At 39.8% G+C, this 18,694-nt stretch carries 18 protein-coding genes and 1 rRNA gene; 10 read left to right on the forward strand and 9 right to left on the reverse strand.

What is annotated here, in order from left to right; all coding sequences use genetic code 11:
• The 3 genes from rrf to EKM93_RS07370 form a co-directional block, all read left to right on the forward strand.
• Nucleotides 1-77, forward strand: a 5S ribosomal RNA gene (rrf, locus tag EKM93_RS13835); the annotation flags it as partial.
• Nucleotides 78-179: 102 nt separating this feature from the next.
• Nucleotides 180-959, forward strand: a complete 780-nt coding sequence (locus EKM93_RS07365) for a threonine/serine exporter family protein (protein ID WP_125714536.1) — start codon at nt 180-182, stop codon at nt 957-959.
• Between the two features lie 11 nt (nt 960-970).
• The gene (locus EKM93_RS07370; protein ID WP_125714537.1) at nt 971-1,441 is read left to right on the forward strand and encodes a threonine/serine exporter family protein; all 471 of its coding nucleotides are present in this window, start codon (nt 971-973) and stop codon (nt 1,439-1,441) included.
• 205 nt (nt 1,442-1,646) lie between these two features.
• Here the strand turns inward: EKM93_RS07370 and EKM93_RS07375 are convergent, their stop codons facing one another.
• Nucleotides 1,647-2,501, reverse strand: a complete 855-nt coding sequence (locus tag EKM93_RS07375) for an alpha/beta hydrolase (RefSeq protein ID WP_125714538.1) — start codon at nt 2,499-2,501, stop codon at nt 1,647-1,649.
• A complete protein-coding gene (locus tag EKM93_RS07380) occupies nt 2,485-3,834 on the reverse strand; it encodes a PTS transporter subunit EIIC (protein ID WP_318530792.1) in 1,350 nt (449 codons plus the stop codon). Before EKM93_RS07380 ends, EKM93_RS07375 begins: the two co-directional genes overlap by 17 nt.
• Nucleotides 3,835-3,965: 131 nt before the next feature.
• Here EKM93_RS07380 and deoD point away from each other — a divergent pair, with 131 nt between their 5' ends.
• Both deoD and EKM93_RS07390 read left to right on the forward strand, forming a co-directional pair.
• Nucleotides 3,966-4,670, forward strand: a complete 705-nt coding sequence (gene deoD / locus EKM93_RS07385) for a purine-nucleoside phosphorylase (protein WP_125714540.1) — start codon at nt 3,966-3,968, stop codon at nt 4,668-4,670.
• Between the two features lie 178 nt (nt 4,671-4,848).
• Nucleotides 4,849-5,697, forward strand: coding sequence for a C40 family peptidase (locus tag EKM93_RS07390; protein WP_125714541.1), 849 nt, complete (start codon nt 4,849-4,851; stop codon nt 5,695-5,697).
• Between the two features lie 59 nt (nt 5,698-5,756).
• Here EKM93_RS07390 and EKM93_RS07395 read toward each other — a convergent pair whose 3' ends face one another.
• From EKM93_RS07395 to EKM93_RS07405, 3 genes are read right to left on the reverse strand one after another with little or no spacing between them, the layout of a single operon-like run.
• Nucleotides 5,757-6,680, reverse strand: coding sequence for a sce7725 family protein (locus EKM93_RS07395; RefSeq protein WP_125714542.1), 924 nt, complete (start codon nt 6,678-6,680; stop codon nt 5,757-5,759).
• Entirely contained in the window at nt 6,670-7,389 is a 720-nt protein-coding gene (locus EKM93_RS07400) for an MmcB family DNA repair protein (RefSeq protein ID WP_125714543.1), read from the reverse strand. The genes EKM93_RS07395 and EKM93_RS07400 overlap by 11 nt, the downstream gene beginning before the upstream one ends.
• An 11-nt stretch (nt 7,390-7,400) precedes the next feature.
• Nucleotides 7,401-9,785: an ATP-dependent DNA helicase gene (locus EKM93_RS07405; protein ID WP_125714544.1), complete on the reverse strand. Its 2,385-nt coding sequence runs from the start codon at nt 9,783-9,785 to the stop codon at nt 7,401-7,403.
• 140 nt (nt 9,786-9,925) lie between these two features.
• Here EKM93_RS07405 and EKM93_RS07410 point away from each other — a divergent pair, with 140 nt between their 5' ends.
• From EKM93_RS07410 to EKM93_RS07420, 3 genes are read left to right on the forward strand one after another with little or no spacing between them, the layout of a single operon-like run.
• Nucleotides 9,926-10,507, forward strand: a complete 582-nt coding sequence (locus EKM93_RS07410) for a hypothetical protein (protein ID WP_125714545.1) — start codon at nt 9,926-9,928, stop codon at nt 10,505-10,507.
• Between the two features lie 20 nt (nt 10,508-10,527).
• Nucleotides 10,528-11,376: a sulfite exporter TauE/SafE family protein gene (locus EKM93_RS07415; RefSeq protein ID WP_125714546.1), complete on the forward strand. Its 849-nt coding sequence runs from the start codon at nt 10,528-10,530 to the stop codon at nt 11,374-11,376.
• Nucleotides 11,373-11,741 (forward strand): DUF1634 domain-containing protein, encoded by a 369-nt coding sequence (locus EKM93_RS07420; RefSeq protein WP_125714547.1) that lies wholly within the window; start codon nt 11,373-11,375, stop codon nt 11,739-11,741. The genes EKM93_RS07415 and EKM93_RS07420 overlap by 4 nt, the downstream gene beginning before the upstream one ends.
• A gap of 57 nt (nt 11,742-11,798) precedes the next feature.
• Here the strand turns inward: EKM93_RS07420 and nrdF are convergent, their stop codons facing one another.
• From nrdF to EKM93_RS07440, 4 genes are all read right to left on the reverse strand, one after another.
• The gene (gene nrdF / locus EKM93_RS07425) at nt 11,799-12,776 is read right to left on the reverse strand and encodes a class 1b ribonucleoside-diphosphate reductase subunit beta (protein ID WP_125714548.1); all 978 of its coding nucleotides are present in this window, start codon (nt 12,774-12,776) and stop codon (nt 11,799-11,801) included.
• Nucleotides 12,777-12,818: 42 nt separating this feature from the next.
• Nucleotides 12,819-14,984, reverse strand: coding sequence for a class 1b ribonucleoside-diphosphate reductase subunit alpha (nrdE, locus tag EKM93_RS07430; protein ID WP_125714549.1), 2,166 nt, complete (start codon nt 14,982-14,984; stop codon nt 12,819-12,821).
• 258 nt (nt 14,985-15,242) lie between these two features.
• Nucleotides 15,243-15,473 carry a glutaredoxin-like protein NrdH gene (gene nrdH / locus EKM93_RS07435; protein WP_125714550.1) on the reverse strand — a complete coding sequence of 77 codons (231 nt, stop codon included), beginning with the start codon at nt 15,471-15,473 and terminating at the stop codon, nt 15,243-15,245.
• A 276-nt stretch (nt 15,474-15,749) separates the two neighbouring features.
• Nucleotides 15,750-16,964: an aminotransferase-like domain-containing protein gene (locus EKM93_RS07440; RefSeq protein WP_125714551.1), complete on the reverse strand. Its 1,215-nt coding sequence runs from the start codon at nt 16,962-16,964 to the stop codon at nt 15,750-15,752.
• Between the two features lie 128 nt (nt 16,965-17,092).
• Between EKM93_RS07440 and EKM93_RS07445 the strand changes: the two genes are divergently transcribed.
• Both EKM93_RS07445 and EKM93_RS07450 read left to right on the forward strand, forming a co-directional pair.
• Nucleotides 17,093-17,986, forward strand: coding sequence for a LysR family transcriptional regulator (locus EKM93_RS07445; protein WP_125714552.1), 894 nt, complete (start codon nt 17,093-17,095; stop codon nt 17,984-17,986).
• Between the two features lie 76 nt (nt 17,987-18,062).
• Nucleotides 18,063-18,689 carry an LVIS_2131 family protein gene (locus EKM93_RS07450; RefSeq protein WP_125714553.1) on the forward strand — a complete coding sequence of 209 codons (627 nt, stop codon included), beginning with the start codon at nt 18,063-18,065 and terminating at the stop codon, nt 18,687-18,689.
• The last annotated feature ends 5 nt before the right edge of the window (nt 18,690-18,694 follow it).

The raw sequence follows: 18,694 nt of genomic DNA on the forward strand, positions 1-18,694 counted from the left end.
CGAACACAGTAGTTAAGCTTCTTAACGCCGAATGTAGTTGGTGGGAAACTACCTGCGAGACTAGGAAGTCGCCGCGCAACTTTTACGGAAACCAGAGTGGTTTCCGTATTTTTTTGTTTCAAAAAATTATATAATAGCATTACGAGTCAAAAAAATATTAAATTTTAGGAGCTAGTGTCATGTGTAATTCAGCAACGCTGGTTCGGCCAGTGGATACAAGCAAGGTATTTTCAGCTTGCTTGTTAGCGGGAAAAATCATGGTTGAAAGTGGTTCAGAGATGTATCGAGTAGAGGATACAATGCGTCGAATTGCCGTCAATGGCGGTATTCCCAATCCTCAAATTTGGACGACCACAACGGCTATTTTTGTTGGTAAGGTGCAGCAGCCCAATAGTCAATTAATTCAGATTAACAAACGAACTTTAAATTTGGAAAAAGTAGCCCGGGTTAACGCAGCTTCTAGAGCTTTTGGTAATAAACTGATCAATTTAGCAGAGTTAATTGATCGGCTGCATAAAATTGATCAAAATGCGCCTTCTTTTGCGCCGTGGCTGCAGTTTTTAAGTGCTGGTGTAGTGAGTGCAGCTTTAATGATTCCATTTTCTGGTGAATATGATTGGTTTGATTTACCGATGGCATTTATTATTGGTGCGTTAGGATTTATAGTAAACTTTTATATAGATTATATAATAAATATCAAGTTTATTAGTGAATTTACAGCATCTTTAACAATTGGTTTATTAGCTATATTATCTGTCCATCTTGGATTGGGACATAATGCAGATAATATTATCATTGGTGCGGTAATGCCGTTAGTGCCAGGATTACCGTTAACAAATGCATTAAGAGATCTATTGGCAGGGCATTTATTATCGGGAACTACTCGAGGTGTCGAAGCGTTACTCAGTGCTGGGGCAATTGGTAGTGGTATTGCCCTAGTTTTCCACTTTATCGGTTAGGAGCGAAGACTATGAATATTTTTTTACAGTTACTCGTTCAGGCTGGCTTCAGTTATTTAGCAACGCTGACTTTTGGCGTTATTTTAAATATTCCGCGGCGTAATTTAAATACTTGTGCATGGATTGGGATGATTGGCTGGGTCAGTTATTGGGGACTATGGCAGCTGGGCACAGGAAAACTGATTGCTAATTTAGTTGGGGCTTTTTTGATTGGTATTATTAGTGTTATTATGGGGCCTATTAAAAAAACGCCAACATTATTATTTAATATTCCGGCATTAGTGCCATTAGTGCCTGGAGCAACAGCCTTTGAAGCGGTGCGTTATTTAGTGTTAGGCCGTTTAGATATGGCTTCCTCGTATTTATTAACGGTGCTAATGGTCATTAGTGCGATCTCTGTAGGGTTTATGATTGCCCAAATGTTGGGAGAATTAGTCAAACCAGTGCAACTAAAATATATTGCAAAGAAAAAGCAATCATGATACACTTGTCGTTGCGATGAGTTGTTATCTATGAGAATAGATATTTTTTGCAGGGCACGGGTGACATCTACGGATGTGGCACTCAGCGGATTTTGAGTAGTGTCTGTTTTAGGACGTTGTGGAGCGGGCCTAGAACTATAATTGAAAAATTATACTGCCAAAAGCGGCGGTCAAGACAGTTTCTGTCCTGATCGCCGCTTTTTTGTTAGATTACTTTCTTTTTTAATTTAACTTGATTAGGTTTTAAAATGTATTCTTCAATGAGTTGGACAATTTGTTTATTTTGGGGTAGATCAGAATGACCGGACTGACTACCAGTGACTGTGACTTCAGTATAATGCTTTACTTGATTTTGATAGATATATTTACCAGCTTGGACACTTTGAATGGGCACGATACCGTCATCATTATAGTCTTCAGTACCAGCGATAGAGTAAACGGTCAAATTCTTAGGGAGGCTGCTTTTGGCGTCAATGAAATCATTAAGCATTTGTGTTTTATTATGAATGTTTTTTTCACTGAAATTATAAGGCGTGCCGATGGTCATTAATTGATTAATCTTTAAGGTGGTGCTATCAAAATATTTCTCTAAATAATCTGTGTAAATTAACCCACCATTGGAATGACCAATACCTGAAAAATTATTAAAATGATAATGAGCTATTAAATAGTCCATTGCGGTATTAAACCATTCGGCTTGTTTCTTGATATTATTATAGCCGTCTTTATTATTCTCAAAACCAACGACGATGAAGGGTTGCAGATCCCGGCTACTGACCCGGCCGCTGATTTTGAGTTTACCAGAAGTTTGTACCGTAATTTTTAACAGACTATGTCGGGCTTTACCGCTGTTCAGCTCTTTGACTAAATCATCAAAGCGGTTTTGGGTGGCACTGCTGCCGGGAATAAAAATAACTGGTGATAATCGAGAATTATGAATAACACGGGCGTCTTTAACGTTGCTTTTCATCCATTGATAACTAGGTATTAATAATCCTAAAAATAGGGCAATACCGATGAAGGTGACTAAGAGCCATTTGAATTTAGAGGTTGTTTTCATGGGTAGCCTCCAGATCAACTAATGCTTTTACAAAAGGATAGTAAATTAAACCAGAGACAGCAAGGCATAAAGCGCTGACGAATAAGGCCATGGGATTACCATTAGTGCCTAAAAAACCTAGTAAGAAGCCAGGAGTCGTCCCAGGAACATCATAGACAGCTGCTGGTAGCCATTTTAAGACAGTGAACAGCCAAGCGATTGTCATGCTGGCTAAAGGGGCGAGCATGTAAGGAATCAATAAGATCGGGTTGAAGAAAACGGGCAGCCCTATTAGGAGTGGCTGATTCAAGTTAACGAGGCTGGGGAGTAAACTGAATTTAGCAATTTGACGATATTCGGATTGTTTTACAACAATTAAGAGCACAAGGATTAGTGCTAAAGACATGCCACTGCCGCCAAAATTGCCATAGGTATCATAGAGTGTATGCAAGGTGACGGGGTAGGGGACGTTAAAAATATTTTTGGTGGTTAAGGCATGGTTTAAATTGGCAACACCTGCTGCGTTATTAATGTTTTGGGCTAGATAGTTAAGTGGCCCGGGGCTGCCAATAAAAGTTAATAAGTTATGCCAAAGACTAACAAGTATTACCGCACCATAAGTCTTAGGGGCGGTTAGGCTAATACTGAATAATTGATAAAGTAAATCATTGATATTTCCAAAACTTGTTAAATTAATTAAGTAACTGAAGATACCGGCAATGAGCAAAATAATACTTACTGGAATAATGGCGCTTAAACTACGGTCTATCGGTGTTGGCCGGGTTAATTGCTGCAGCCGTTTTGGTAAGAGCCAACGGTTTAGTTTTATTAAAGCGTGATAACTATAAGCCACTGCCGCACCAATCACAAGACTGAGAAATAAGTTTTGAAAGCCGTAGCTGTTAAAACTCAAAATATTTTGGAAATCCATGTCATTAATATTTTCATAATTAAAATTTAAGAGTAGTAGTACAAATAACGCAATGCCGCCCACAATTTGGCCATCATCGTGATATAAGTTGGCTAAGGATCGACTGAATAAAAAAATACCTAACAAAGTCGTTACGTAAATGGTAATAGTCGTTAAGGCCAGCAAAGGGATGGTAATTTGATCATAAAACGGCAGCCAGGTGTCGATATGATAAACACTGGCAAAAAAGCCATCTGGTTCAAAAATACTTAAATCAATGGCCTGCATTAAGGTGCCAATCAAAACAAATGGAAATAAAGTTGAAAATGTTTGTAAAAGTGCTTGATATAAATTTAAATTCTGAATCTGTCTTGTAAATTTTAGACCTATTGCGGGTAATCTTGTGAATAATTTCGTTTTCTGACACCTTCTTAAGAAAATAATAAAAAAGTTGGTAGGGTGAGTCTGGTATACTTAATATAATCGTTTTAGTGGACATTACAACTAAAGTATGATGTAATTTCAATTAGCTTGTGTTTTTAAGTTGGTTTTAAATTTAATTGGGGAGGCATCCTATGAGTACGCATATCAATGCTGATTCAGGAGCGATTGCTGAAAAGGTTCTGTTACCTGGGGATCCTTTACGTGCGAAGTTCATTGCTGAAAATTTTTTAACTGATAGTGTTTGCTATAACACGGTACGCAGTGCTTTAGGCTATACTGGCCTTTATCATGGTCAGCGGGTATCTGTGCAGGCGACTGGAATGGGGATGCCATCAATGGCAATTTATGCCCATGAGTTAATTGTAGATTATCAAGTACAGCAGTTGATCCGAGTAGGCACTGCCGGCGGATTAGCCCCACAATTACAACTAAGAGATATTGTCTTAGCGCAAGGTGCGAGTACCGATTCAAGTATGCCCCAAAATATTTTTGGGTCAAGTATTAACTTTGCACCGCTGGCAGATTTTGAATTATTACATAAAGCATTTGATGTGGCACGGGCTCAAGATCAGTCGGTGACAGTTGGTAATGTTTTAGGGCAGGATCGGTTTTATGACGATGCGGCCGACTTTTCTAAGCTGATTAACTATGGTATTTTGGCAGCAGAAATGGAAACGCCAGCGTTATATTTAGCAGCTGCCCAATATCAGCGGCAAGCGTTAGCTATTTTGACGATAAGTAATCATATCATAACTGGTGCAGAAACGTCTGCCCAAGCTCGGGAGCAAGAATTTGGCGCGATGGTTCAACTGGCTTTAAAGACACTTTGTGATTGATAAAACAAGGTTTCTTGACATAACTCCAATTTTTGTAAAGTTTTCTTTCAAAAATTAGGAGTCAAAAGTTTAAGAATATGTTAAGATAGTAGTTGAATTGTTAAGACTTTCTTAAGCTGAATATTAAACGATTTAAATTAATAAATAGCATAACTCAAAAAAACTTGGGGGACTAAAAATGACACACAATAAAACACTAATGACGGTTTCTGCGGGTATTGCTGGTTTGGCGGGCATTGCTTTAGTAAATGGCCACGATAACAGCAAAGTACAAGCAGCAACGCAAACCGCAACTGTAAATTATAGCCAAGGCACAACAACCGTCTGGGGTTCTGCCGATTTTACACAACCTAAGAGCTATGTTTCCTATCAACAAACTGTTGATATTTATGGTTCTAAGCAAGTTGGTGGTACAACTTGGTACTTAGTTGGCGACAACAGTTGGATACCAGAAATTTACTTAAGCTTTGATAACCAAACACAAAATACACCAACGGATACCACGGCCGTTGAACAAGCACCAGCAGAAGAAACACCTGTTGCCGATCAAAATACCGCAACAGATGCTACGGATAATGGTGGGAATGTTGTGACAGATACAACAAATGTTTCAGACACAACAACCAATGAAACTACTGAAAATACAAACGTGACAAATACAGATCTAAATAAGGCAGCCGCTGTAATTGCCTTAGCTAAGGAACAATTGGGCAAACCTTATGTTTGGGGTGGAAAAGGACCAAGTAGTTTTGATTGTTCAGGATTGATGCACTATGTCTTTGCCAATGCGCTCGGCCTAGAAATTGGCGGTTGGACGGTGCCTCAAGAAAGCGCTGGGACACAAATTTCAGTCAGCCAAGCACAACCTGGGGATTTAATTTTCTGGGGCAGTCGTGGGGCAACTTATCATGTTGCGTTATATTTAGGCAACAACCAATATATTGATGCGCCTGTACCTGGCCGTAGTGTGGAAATTGCTTCAATTTCACAATACTTCATGCCAAGTTTTGCGGTGCGTGTACTTTAAAAAAACGATATAAAATAGCGATAAGCATTTGAGCTAAAACTCAAACGTTTATCGCTATTTTAGTAGCTGCTTAAAATTTGATCTAGTAATTCAAAGTGATGGGTTAATAGTAATTTTTTAACGGTGCCAAAGCCGGGATTTTTATCTAATTCATGTAAATACAATAACTGTTTTAAAGCCGGCGTAAGCCAATTGTTTTGTGGCTGTTGGGCAACAAAGTGGCGTAGCTGCTGCAGTAAGTCGAGAAATTTTTCTTTTTGATGGCCCATTTTACCATCATCAAATGAAATAAAATGATGTATGCGTAAAGCGCCGCTGGCATCGGGATAAATCAGCTGTAAGCCTTGAGTGGTTTGCGGCTTGCCGTATTCTGAATAGTAGCGGCCCATAATGCTGTAGTCGCTAAAACCGATGGCCTTTGGGACGAGCTGGCCTAAAGCATGTTGCCAAGTGAATAATTCGTCCAAGTGGGTTTGATAGGCTGGCAAATCGTCTTCCCGTTGAAAAGGATCACTCAACGGGATAACAGGATAGGGAAGTTGTTGCGCCAGTACTAAAAAACGGGCTTCATTGGGGATGATTAGGCAGTCAATGGCAAGGGTGCTTAACTGGGCCAAATGTTGGACGAAGTAGCGATAATGATGACAGATTAAACCGCAATGGGTTGTTTTAGTGAAGTAGTCTTTTGAAAAACTAGAATCAAAGAAGGCAAACTGCCATAGATTAGGATCCGCCAGTATTTTAGGCGGGATGGGATGTTGTTTATGACCTAATAAGGCGTAGTCACTGACACTGGCATTTAATATGAGGCCAATAGGCTGCTTTTGCTGCAGCCATAAACGCAATGTTTTTACTAAAGTACTGCTGTCTTTAACGGGTTCAATCAACGGCCAAAGGTGGGTCGGTTTTGTGGACAGTACGGTTTGTAATGCTAATAAATCAAACTGGCGGCCGCGGAGTAGCGGCATGTAGCTATAAGTCATGGGCGCCACCGTCAAAAAATGGGAGTTTAGGCTGTTGTTGCGTGAGGCGCCATAACTGCTGTTGCTGTTGGGTTAATAAAGTTTTTAACGCATTAACCTCAGTGCTTAGCGCTGTAATCTCTTGTTGTGTTGTTTCGGCAAAAAAATGGGTATAGGCATTCTCGGTTAAATCATCAAAACGGCCTTGATCCCGGCGCTTATTTAATTCTTCTAACAATTGTTTGCTAGGGTAACTTTTAAGGCCTGTTGCTATGCGTTTAGCTTTATCCACTTCACGATTGAGACTGTGGATAAAATGTGTCAGCAGTAAGTCATAATCTAACGATAAAGGCTGGTGCAGCGGCTTTTTCATTGGGGTAAAGTAGCCGGGGACGGTTAGGTGGCGACTGGTCACTAAAGCAGGCTCAAAGTAATCAAAAACAAGGACGCCTACATTGTCAGGCACGTCATCAATAACTTTAGGGACTAAATGCCGTGGTAAAACGAAATAATTATAGTTGCCGATAAAAGATAACTTTGCATTGGAATGAAAGTCGGCTTTAGTTACTTTTAATTCGTAACAAGTAAATTCATTTTCGGGAGATAGACTGAGGGTATCCACGATGCCGCAGTCATTAGGCAGGCTCACTTCTTCAACAACGGTATGCAAGAGCTGCCGACAGTAAGCGTAAAGGGTTTTTTCCATATCTAAAGTTTCGTTGGTTTTCATAATTTGAGCTCCTAAAGGTCTTGCGTTTGCCAAAATTGAGTCACGGCTTGCTGCAACTGGTGATCGTTGTAAATTACTTGTAATTGGGTTTGCCAGTGGGCTGGGAAATATTGCTGATAAGCGGGTTGTAAGAAGCGCTGATCCAGCAGTAAGACGAGGCCTTTATCGTCTGTCTGACGAATTAGGCGGCCCACTGCCTGGGACACATGATTCATCCCGGGTAGCTGGTAAGCATAGGCGAAACCTTGATGATTCTTAGCATCAAAATACGTTTTTAATGTATTACGTGCTAAAGATAAGCCAGGCAGGCCAACGCTGATGACGGCAACGCCAATGAGTCTTGCGCCCGTTAAGTCAATGCCTTCAGAGAAAATACCACCTAGGATTGCAAAGCCAACTAAGGTTTCTTTAGGATCGGCAACAAACTCAGCTAAAAAATCTTGTCGCTGCTGATCACTCATTTGGTTGCCTTGACGGATAGTTTTTATTTGGGGATAACGTTGGCTAAACGTATCTGCAACCTGGGCTAATAAGGCATAAGAAGGACAAAATACTAAGTAATTACCAGTTTTTGGCGCACAGAATTGATGTAGACTATGACTGATTTTAGGTAAATTTGCCTCACGGTAGCGGTAAGTGGTTTGGATATAACTCGGGATTAAAATACGCTGATGTGCGGCGGGAAAAGGTGAGGGTAGTCGATAAGCCAAACTTTCCGGGATGCCAAAAACAGATTGGTAATAAGCAATTGGCGATAAGGTAGCCGAGAATAAAACACTAGCCTTACCCTTATTTAAAGCCTCTGCCAAATGAATGGCTGGGTCAAAACAAAGCAGTTTGACTAAAGTCGCATCATCAGCCTGTTTTTCTCGTTGGGTGTAATACGTGTCATCATAAAATTCATAAATCCGGGTGAACCGAATGGCGGTTAAATAGAAATTTAAAACTAAAGCAGTTGTGGGGCTATCCGGCTGCTCTTTGAGCCAATCATGGGCAACTTCGATAAAATAGCCTAAGTGATCGATTAAATCTAAAGGCGCTGTTGGCTGAATGTCGGGTTCTTCAGGGCGCTGGCTGTTTAGCAGTGAGAAGCTATCTAAGACTTGATTAAGCCGTTGTATGAGTCGTTTGGTTAACCGATCAGGGTCGATTAATTGCTGGAGTGCCGCTAAAATAGGCGCAATCGCCGCATCTGAACATTCTGCGGAATACATTGCCCGGGAACGTTCCACTAAGTTGTGGGCTTCATCTACCAAAAAAACACTATCTTTAGCTTTATCGGCAAAGAAACGCTGTAAATAGACAATGGGATCAAATAAGTAGTTGTAGTCGCAAATGACCACATCCGAAAATAAACTGAGATCTAAGGAAAATTCAAAGGGACACAATGTATGTTTTTGGGCATAGGTTTCAATGGTGGCCCGGTCAAGTTGTGATTCGTGATCTAAAATATCTTTTAAGCCATCTTTACGCCGATCAAAATAACCATTGGCATATGGACAATGATCAGGTGTGCAGATGCGTTCATCCAAAAAACAAATTTTATCTTTGGCTGTCAAAGTCACACTTTTTAAGGCTGCGCCGGCAGTTGCTAGTTTTGCCAGCGCCTTTTCAGCAACGTGACGGGTACTTTGTTTGGCTGTAAAATAAAAAATGCGCTCTAATTGACCTTCGCCCATAGCTTTAATTGTAGGAAATAAAGTGGCCATTGTTTTACCGGTACCCGTGGGCGCTTCCACTAATAATTGCTGTGTTGTTAAAATAGTTTTGTAAACACTGACGGATAACTGACGCTGCGGCTTACGAAATTCTGGAAAAGGAAATTTCAGTTTCTGAGCGGCTTGTTGCCGTTGGGCTTGCCATTTAGCTTCAAATAAAAGCCAACCGGTATAGTCTGTTAAAATGGGTGTCACAAAATTTTCTAGTTCAGCTAACGTAAAAGTCTGTTTAGTTTGCGTAATTTGTTTATCTAACGTCTGATAATAAGTGAGTTGTAATGTCACTTGTGATTGCGTTGGGTGCTGCTTTAAAAAAATGTAGCCATAAAACTTCACTTGTCCCCAGTACAGCGCTAAAGTATTTGGTTCAAGCTGATCAAACTCGGTTTCTGAAGTTTTAATTTCATCTATTGTATACGTATCTGTAGTTTTATCATGAATGAGGCCGTCAGCTCGACCATCAATGATAACCACATCCCCATTTTCTAAAGTCAGGGGTAGCTTTAAAGTGACTTCTTTTTGGTAATTTTCTGGAGCCTGTTTTTGCAGGCGTTGATGAATACGGGTGCCTTCTAGGGCGGTATGATCTGAACGGCTGCTGCTGCGGCGTTCATCAATGCTGCCAGCAGTGAGTTCAAATTCAACGATTGTGCGCACGCCGATTAATTTCTGGGTCATGTTTGTCGTTCCTTTCTTGCCCTATTATAACAAGCGTCATACTTGTAAGATAGAGGAGAAATACCTTAGTCGTATTTGCCCAATGGCTTAGATTAGGTTATGATATCTCTGTCAAAACTTAAATTATAGGAGTTTTATTCATGGAAATCAGTGTACAAAATTTTATTGATCGGATTCAAGCAGAAGACTACACCACTTATGAAATTAAAAAAACAGCTTCTGTTGTAAACAAATCAGGTGTGGCTAAGCAATTAGAACCCGTAATTGCGGCGGTAAGTGAAGCGGTTGCCACTGGCCATTTGTGTCAGGCCCAATTAGTAGTTACCGGTAAAATTACGGTAACTTATAGAATTGAGACCGGTATTATTAATTTACCTTTTGAAAATAGTAAAAAAGTAGCCCAGTTTTTTGATACACCAGATGGCGTGCCAGTAAATATTTATTTGATCACAGCTGCTGAGAATTTAAATTTATCCGGTTTTCGAATTGATTTAATGGGGACTAGTGATGACTTGATGACGGATGAAGCCAGTATTTCAGCTAAAATCGCAGCGCAAGCACAAGCACAATGGGCGTTTTTAGAAGCGCATCCCGAAGGTGTTAAACCAGAAGCACCTGCTGAAAAGGCAGTACCAGCAGCTAAAACTACAAAAGCGAAGACACCTGCTAAAACTACGAAACGTAAGACAACGACTAAAAAGAAGCCGGCACCTAAAAAATAACCACAGCTGGAGGGGTAAAAATGTTAAATACAGTATTGATACTGCTCGGTGTGGGGCTGATGGCTGGTATTTTAGGCGCTATTTTGGGGATTGGCGGTGGGATGATTATTACGCCAATCTTGACATTAGCTATGGGCTTAGATATTAAATATGCCATTGGGGCTAGTATTATTGCAGTCATTGCCACCAGCTCTGGCGCGACAATTGCTTATTTAAAAGACGAGATGCTCAATTTACGAGTGGCGATGTTTTTAGAAATTGCGACTTCTGTTGGGGCTATTATCGGGGCTTTATTGACCGGGATTGCACCGACAAACGTCTTATTTATGCTTTTTGGCGCACTATTAGTTTTTTCTAGTTATAATATGATCCGTAAACTGCGGGGCAAAAGTGATGCCAAAACCAATGCGGAAGATGACCAATTATCTGAAAAATTAAAACTTAGCGGTACTTACTATGATAAGGCTGAAGCAAAACAAGTAGATTATCATGTTAAAAATGTACCTGGTGGATTTACGATGATGTTTGGGGCAGGTTTTGCCAGCGGGCTGTTGGGCATTGGCTCTGGGGCCTTTAAAGTCATTGCGATGGATACGATTATGAAGATGCCTTTAAAACCTTCCAGTGCCACAAGTAATTTGATGATGGGGGTCACTGCAGCTGCCAGTGCCACGGTTTATTTCTTTAACGGTTCGATTCGGCCAGATATTGCGGCACCTTTAGCCATTGGTATTTTGGCCGGCGCAACCATTGGTTCACGGATTATGCAACGGCTGAAGCCACGGGTCATTCGTATGATTTTTATTCCCATTATTCTATTCATGGGTGTTCAAATGGTACTTAAAGGATTTGGGGTGAACTTTGGATGAAGGCAAAAAAAGATGAAATGCATCAAGTTGAGATGTTAATCGGCCAAATTCTAAGAGTGGGCGTCGTTATCTCAGCAATTGTCATCGTTTTAGGGTTAGTCTTATTATTGATGACACAAGATAGCGGCTATAGCAGCAATCAATTTCCCACAACTTTCCAAGCAATTTTTCAAGGTATTGTTACCTTTAAGCCGTATGCTGTGATCATGTTAGGCATTTTCCTGCTGATTTTGACCCCTGTTTTGCGGGTCGTTGTCTCCATATATGCTTTTGCTAAAGAGGCAGATCATTTGTATGTGGGGATTACAATTTTAGTATTAGTTATTTTAATAATTTCCATGGTGATAGGTTACTTCGGAAAATAAGATCACAAAAATAGCGATTAGGCCTGATTTTCAGGGCTTAATCGCTATTTTTATAGACTAGTTTTGTTTTGGCTTAAAGCCGATATTATAGTCAGAATCTTGCATTGCTTCGACTTGACCCAGTAAGTAACCATTACCAACTTGAGAGAAGAAGTCATGATTCGCAGTACCTGTAGATAGGCCGTTCATCACGATTGGATTCACATCATCAGCTGTGTCTGGGAATAAGGCGTTTTGCCCGAGATTCATTAAGGCTTTGTTGGCATTATAACGTAAGAAAGTTTTGACATCTTCGCCCCATTTTGTTTCTTGATACAGGGCATCGGTATATTTTTCTTCATTATCATAAAGTTCATATAGTAGATTATAAAGCCATTCTTGCATTTTTTCTTGTTCTTGGGTGGAGAGTTCATTAAAGCCTAATTGGAATTTATAACCAATATAAGTGCCATGAACAGATTCATCACGGATGATTAATTTGATAATTTCGGCAACGTTAGCTAACTTGTTATTACCTAAATAGTAAAGTGGCGTATAAAAGCCAGAATAAAATAGGAAGGTTTCTAAAAAGACACTAGCGATTTTTTTCTCCAGAGGCTTACCGTGTTGATAGATTTCATTAATGATTTCAGATTTTTTTTGTAGGAATTCATTTGTATCGGTCCAATTAAAAATTTCATCAATTTCTTCAGTAGTATTTAAAGTACTGAAAATAGAAGAATAACTTTTGGCGTGGACGGATTCCATGAATTGAATGTTGTTAAAAACTGCTAATTCTTGGGGTGTTCGGATATCCTTGCGCAACTGATCGATACCATCTTGAGATTGGAGGGTATCTAATAAAGTTAAGCCGCCAAAAACATGGCCAACAACTGTTTTTTCTGGGGCGCTTAGTGTCCGCCAATCATCCAAATCGTTAGACAGTGGGATTCGGGTATCTAGCCAGAATTGTTCGGTTAATTTTTCCCAAGTGGATTTATCAATTTGATCTTCAATTTGATTCCAATTAATCGCTGCATAGTAAGTTTTTGCCATTTCAGATCAGCCCCTTTCGGCGTGTAGGTGTGTAAGAATAATTTAGATGATGCAGCTTTCACAGTCGTTGCTACCAATTTCTTGGGCATTGTCTGTGAAGGTGCGGACGTAATAAATGGATTTGATACCTTGATAATAAGCGTAGTTTCGCAAAATACTTAAATCACGGGTTGTTTGTTCTGGTTCATGTTTCCAATCATATAAGCCTTCAGGCATCGTTGAACGTAGGAATAAGGTCAAACTCATCCCTTGGTCAATATGTTGCTGTGCAGCGGCATAAACGTCAATAACTTGGCGCATATCAGTGTCATAGGCAGACTTATAAAAAGGTAAGGTGTCATTATTTAGCAGTGGTGCTGGGAAATAAAGCTTACCATTTTTCTTTTCTGTACGTTCCTCAATTAATCGCGTGATGGGATGGAGACTGGCAGAAGTGTCGTTGATGTATGAAATAGAGCCGGTTGGGGCAACAGCTAGGCGATTTTGATGGTACAAGCCGTCTTTTTGAACAGCCATTTGCAAAATAGCCCAGTCGGATTCATCAGGGATGAAGATATTTTCAAATAAAGCTTTGACCGCTGGTAAAGTTGGCGCAAAACTTTGATCGGTGTACTTTTTAAAGTACTGGCCATTGGCATAATCAGATTTTTCAAAATTATAGAAAGTCTGATGCCGTTCTTTGGCGATTTGATTGCTTTCAACTAAGGTCCAATAATTTAAGAGCATGAAATAAGTACTGATGAATTCCAACGCTTCAGGAGCACCATAGTCAATTTGGTGCTTGGCTAAAAAGGTGTGCAGACCCATGGCACCTAGACCGATAGAATGGCTCAAATCGTTACCATGGGCGATTGTAGGAACCGCCTGAATATCGGACTCATCGGTGACAAAAGTTAAAGCGCGCGTCATGATCCGGACAGATTTACCAAAATCAGGACTAGTCATCAAATTAACAATATTAGTTGAGCCCAAATTACATGAAACATCGGTCCCCATTTGTTCATATTCCTGCCGATCATTTAGAATGGATGGCGTTTGAACTTGTTGAATTTCTGAGCAGAGATTACTCATGATGATTTTACCATCAATTGGATTTGTACGGTTTACGGTATCAATATTTAAAATATAAGGGTAGCCGGATTCTTGCTGTAATTTACTGATTTCTAATTCTAAATCCCGAGCTTTAATTTTATATTTTTTAATTTGATCATTTTGAACTAAGTTGTCATATTCTTTAGTGATATCCACGTAAGAAAAAGGCACACCATAAACACGTTCCACGCTGTAAGGGCTGAATAGGTACATATCTTGGTCTTCACGGACTAATTCGTAGTATTTATCCGGTACGATGACACCAAGCGACAAGGTTTTAACCCGAGCTTTTTCATCGGCGTTTTCTTTTTTAGCAGATAAAAAGTTGATAATATCTGGATGAAAGACATTTAAATAAACGGCACCCGCACCTTGACGTTGGCCTAATTGATTACTGTAACTAAAGCTATCTTCCAATAACTTCATGACTGGCAAAACACCACTAGAAGCGCCATCAATACCTTTAATTGGGGAACCAGCTTCACGTAGATTAGACAAAGTAATCCCGACGCCACCGCCAATACGGGACAGCTGTAAGGCACTATTGATGCCACGGCCGATACTATTCATATCATCAGTGATTTGAATTAAGAAGCAAGAAACAAATTCACCACGGCGTTTGCGGCCCGCGTTCAAAAAAGAAGGCGTTGCCGGTTGGTAGCGTTGATGGATCATTTCGTCAGCTAAGTCTAAGGCCAAAGCTTCATCACCGTTGGCAAAATACAAAGCATTGATTAAAACACGATCTTCAAAAGTTTCTAAATAGTATTGGCCATCGTTGGTTTTTAAAGCATACTGATTATGAAATTTATAGGCCGCCATGAATGATTTAAATTCAAAGTGCTGCTCTAGTAAATAATTATGAATTTCTTCTAAAAAGGCATCGGTGTATTTACTCAAAAAATCAGCTTCTAAATAATCATTGTCCACTAAATACGTTAATTTTGCCTTTAAATCGGGAAATTGCTTTGTATTTGGGATAACGTTTTCCTTGAAAAATGCGGTTAAAGCTTCTTTATCACGATTCAAAGGAATTTTGCCGTCAACCGGACGGTTCAATTCGTTGTTTAATTTGAAGTAGGAAACATCACTAATGTTAATATCTTTTAAGCTCAAAGAAATTCCTCACTTTCTAAGTGGCATAAAAATAAGATCGAGGCAACAAGCTGTCCCGATCTTATGGGATTATCGATTAAATTTTGAAGGTACTGTAGATTGGGGTGTCGGGGCTTTCCCGCTCTAGTTCTAAACGCGTTCACTAGAGCAAAGCTCTCACCTAACTACGAATCTTTTGTGTGTCTGTTGACACCCTGCAAGATTCTAGGTTAGTGCTCGAGGCTTTCCCGCTCTAGTTCCCGCTCTGATTAAATACGCTTAGACAACTAGCGATTTCAAGGCGTCTGGTCTAAAGCCGATAATGGGATTTGCTTCCTTGGCCATAACGACGGGGACGCTTCTGAAGCCTAAATCTTTTAAGTAGTCTACATATTGTGGGTCGTCGTTAATGTTTCTTTCTTCATAACCGATTTGGTGTTCCTTTAAGTAGCGTTTCGTCATTTTGCATTGGATGCAGCCATTTTTTGTATAAATTACAACGTTTTTCATGTTGAACCTCCTGTGAAGGGGCACTTAAAATTCTATTTTAGTGGTCCTTGTTTTCTAATTTATTGATGTTCCTATAATATCAGAATCCGGGGCTCAGTACAACATATAGTAATCATTTTTAATAAATGACTATATAAGGTATGTGGATCAGGAACCAATGTAAAAGTCAAGGGGATGTGCCAAATTAAATTGTTAACAACTTTATCTTCAGCAAAAAAAACCGATCAACAGGCGTGCCATCAAGGGCAGATGCTTATTGATCGGGAGTAATAAAATTTATTTGTTGCTGCCGGCATAACTGTAATTTTGAGTTAAGACGTCTTTTAGAATTTCACTCATAGCTTGCACGCCGTTTTTGATGTTTTCAAAGCTCTGACCGGTAAAATTCAGCCGGGCTTGATTATGAAACGCTTTAGATGGGTAGAGATTTTTAGCTGGGACATAGGAAACGTTGCCTTCTGGAATCATGCGGCTCGTGAGCAGTGCACCTAAATCAATGTTACTTGGCGCAGTAATCCAGATGAAAAAGCCACCTTGCGGCTTAGTGTAACTGATATTTTCGGGAAGATATTTATCTAAGCAAGCCAGCATATAATCCATTTTTTGCTGATACAGATGATTGATTTCAGCAATATGGGCTTCTAGACTGTTTGTTTCCAAATAAGCATTGACGCCTTGCATAACAAGACTTGGTGTTTCCACATCGGCACCAGCTTTTAAAGTCGTTAGGGCTTGGCATAATTCGGGATCTGCCGTGAGCCAGCCTAAACGTAAACCGGGTGCTAAAATTTTAGAAAAACTACCCAGATTGATCACCCGACCTTGTGTATCTAAGGACCGCAGACTTGGTAAAGGATTGCCGTGATAGCAAAGATCGCGGTAAGGAGAATCCTCCAAAATGATGAAATTGTAGCGATTTGCTAACTCGATTAAAGTCTGGCGTTTACTCAAGGACATAACACTGCCAGTGGGATTTTGATAGTCAGGAATGGTGTAGAGTAATTTTACATCATGCTGTAGTAGAACTTTCTTCAACTGATTTGTATCTAAGCCGTCTTCAGCCATGCCCACTTCATAATAAGTTGGTTCATAGGCATCAAAGCTTGCTAAGGCACCAATATAAGTAGGGGCTTCAACAACAAGACCATCGCCTTTATCTAAAACTAAACGGGCCGTGAGATCGATACCTTGCTGTGCACCTTGCGTTAACAAAACGTTTTGAGCCGTTGCTGGCGTGCCTTGTTGCTTTAAGTGGGCGGCAACTTTTTGCCGTAAGGGTTCAAACCCTAAACTGTCGTGATATTGTAAAGTTTCATCTTCTGATTGTTCAAAAATTTGATTAAAGGCTTGTTGTAGGGCTTTCTTTGGAAAACGATTTTGGTCCGGGAAACCAGCTGCAAATGAAATCAAATTTGCCTGACTTGTTTCAAAAATATTGCCTAAACCGGATTGATTTGTACGTTGCACACGTTTAGCCAATCTTTTATACATAGTGTTTTCCTCCTAATAAGTTAAACTTTCTTTCTGAAAATTATGATATACTGTTTTTATAAACAAGTAAAATTCAACTTTTTCATAGTTAAATGAATTAAATTCACTTTGGCGGAGGGATGCCCTTTATGGCAAGTTTTTCTTATGAAGTTTTTACAACGGTGGTGGCTAAAAAAACATTCTTTGCAGCGGCAAAGGTCTTAAACGTGACCCCCAGTGCCGTGAGTCATTCGATTAATCAGCTGGAAAAAGAACTGGGTTTTCCAATTTTTATTCGGCATCGTACCGGCGTGCAGCTCACGGATGAAGGCCAGCGGATTTTACCGATTATTCAGCAAATTTTAAATACAGAAGATCGCCTGATGCAAGAAGCTGCTGATATTAAAGGCTTAAATTCGGGCTTAATTCGAATTGGGGCATTTAGTAGCGTTTGTGTTAACTGGCTGCCCGATATTATTCGCAGTTTTCGGCGACAATATCCTAATATTGAAATTCAAATAATGCAGGGGACCTTCAATGAAATTGTGGAACGGGTACGTATTGGCAGCATTGATATTGGTTTTTCATCGTTGCCTGTGAAGGATCCGCTTATTGTAACCCCACTGATCAAAGATCCAATTTACTGTATTACGCCAAAAGAATTTATCCCGAAAAATGGGATTTATGTAACGGATGGGGATATCGGCCGTCGAAAATTTATTTTGCAGCAAATCGACTATGATAAGGATACAAAGGCAGCGCTGGATCGTTACCAGGTGACCCCAAATTCTATTTTCTATTCAATTGATGATCAATCCATCATTGCTATGGTGGAAAGTGGCTTAGGACTAGGTATATTACCGGATTTGGCCTTGGATAAATTGACCGGTGCAGTGAATCATTATCCGTTTTCAAGCCCGTTTTATCGGACGCTATGTTTAGTGACCAACAAAGTCCAAGCCCAAACGCCGGCAACGCAACATATGTTGTTAGAAATTGAAGCTTATTTGCAAGATCGCTATGGCGATAAATATTTAGGATAAATTTGAAGGTTGACTATTTTCATTCTGGGGTTAGAACAGGTATAATTACGTTAAACATAAAGATGGGAGCAAAACGATGTCTTCTTGGAATATCATTGGCATAGTCGCTTGGGTAATTGTCTTAGTTTGGGTTATTTTCATCGTCATGAATATTCGTAAACGTCATTTAAAGATGATTATCAAGGATCATAAACGGTTCACTTGGCAAAATCTGATTTTAGATATTGTCGAAGTGGCGGTTTTTGTAGTTATAACATTGGGGATGACCTATGTCACCTTTTTCAGATTACCAGATTTAAAAGATAATAATGAAGTTAAAATAACGTATAATTATAAGCCACTGGTTTTACAGACAAACGGTGTTCAAGGCTATTTTGTAAAAGTACAAAATGGCAATGGTAAACGGCCGATTCAATATTATACTTACTGGACGCAAGGCGCACGTTATGAAATCAGTTCAAAACATGCTGGTATTGTAACGGCTTCAGACCCATTAGCGACACCAGGGGGCAGTTTACCTTGGCCAAAAGCAAAAGTAAAAAAGGTAGATCAGGAAATGCAGCACGCTTTTGTGGCGCATTTATCTGCGAAGTATCAGCCTAATTTCTTAAATGGTCTTGGACTGCGCGTTGGACATCATGCGTATAGTTACTTTTTAATTCGGGTACCATCAGATACATTTGTAGATACAACTAATGATTAATGAGA

The organism is Agrilactobacillus yilanensis (assembly GCF_003946725.1).
In the GTDB taxonomy this organism is placed as follows: Bacteria; Bacillota; Bacilli; order Lactobacillales; family Lactobacillaceae; genus Agrilactobacillus; species Agrilactobacillus yilanensis.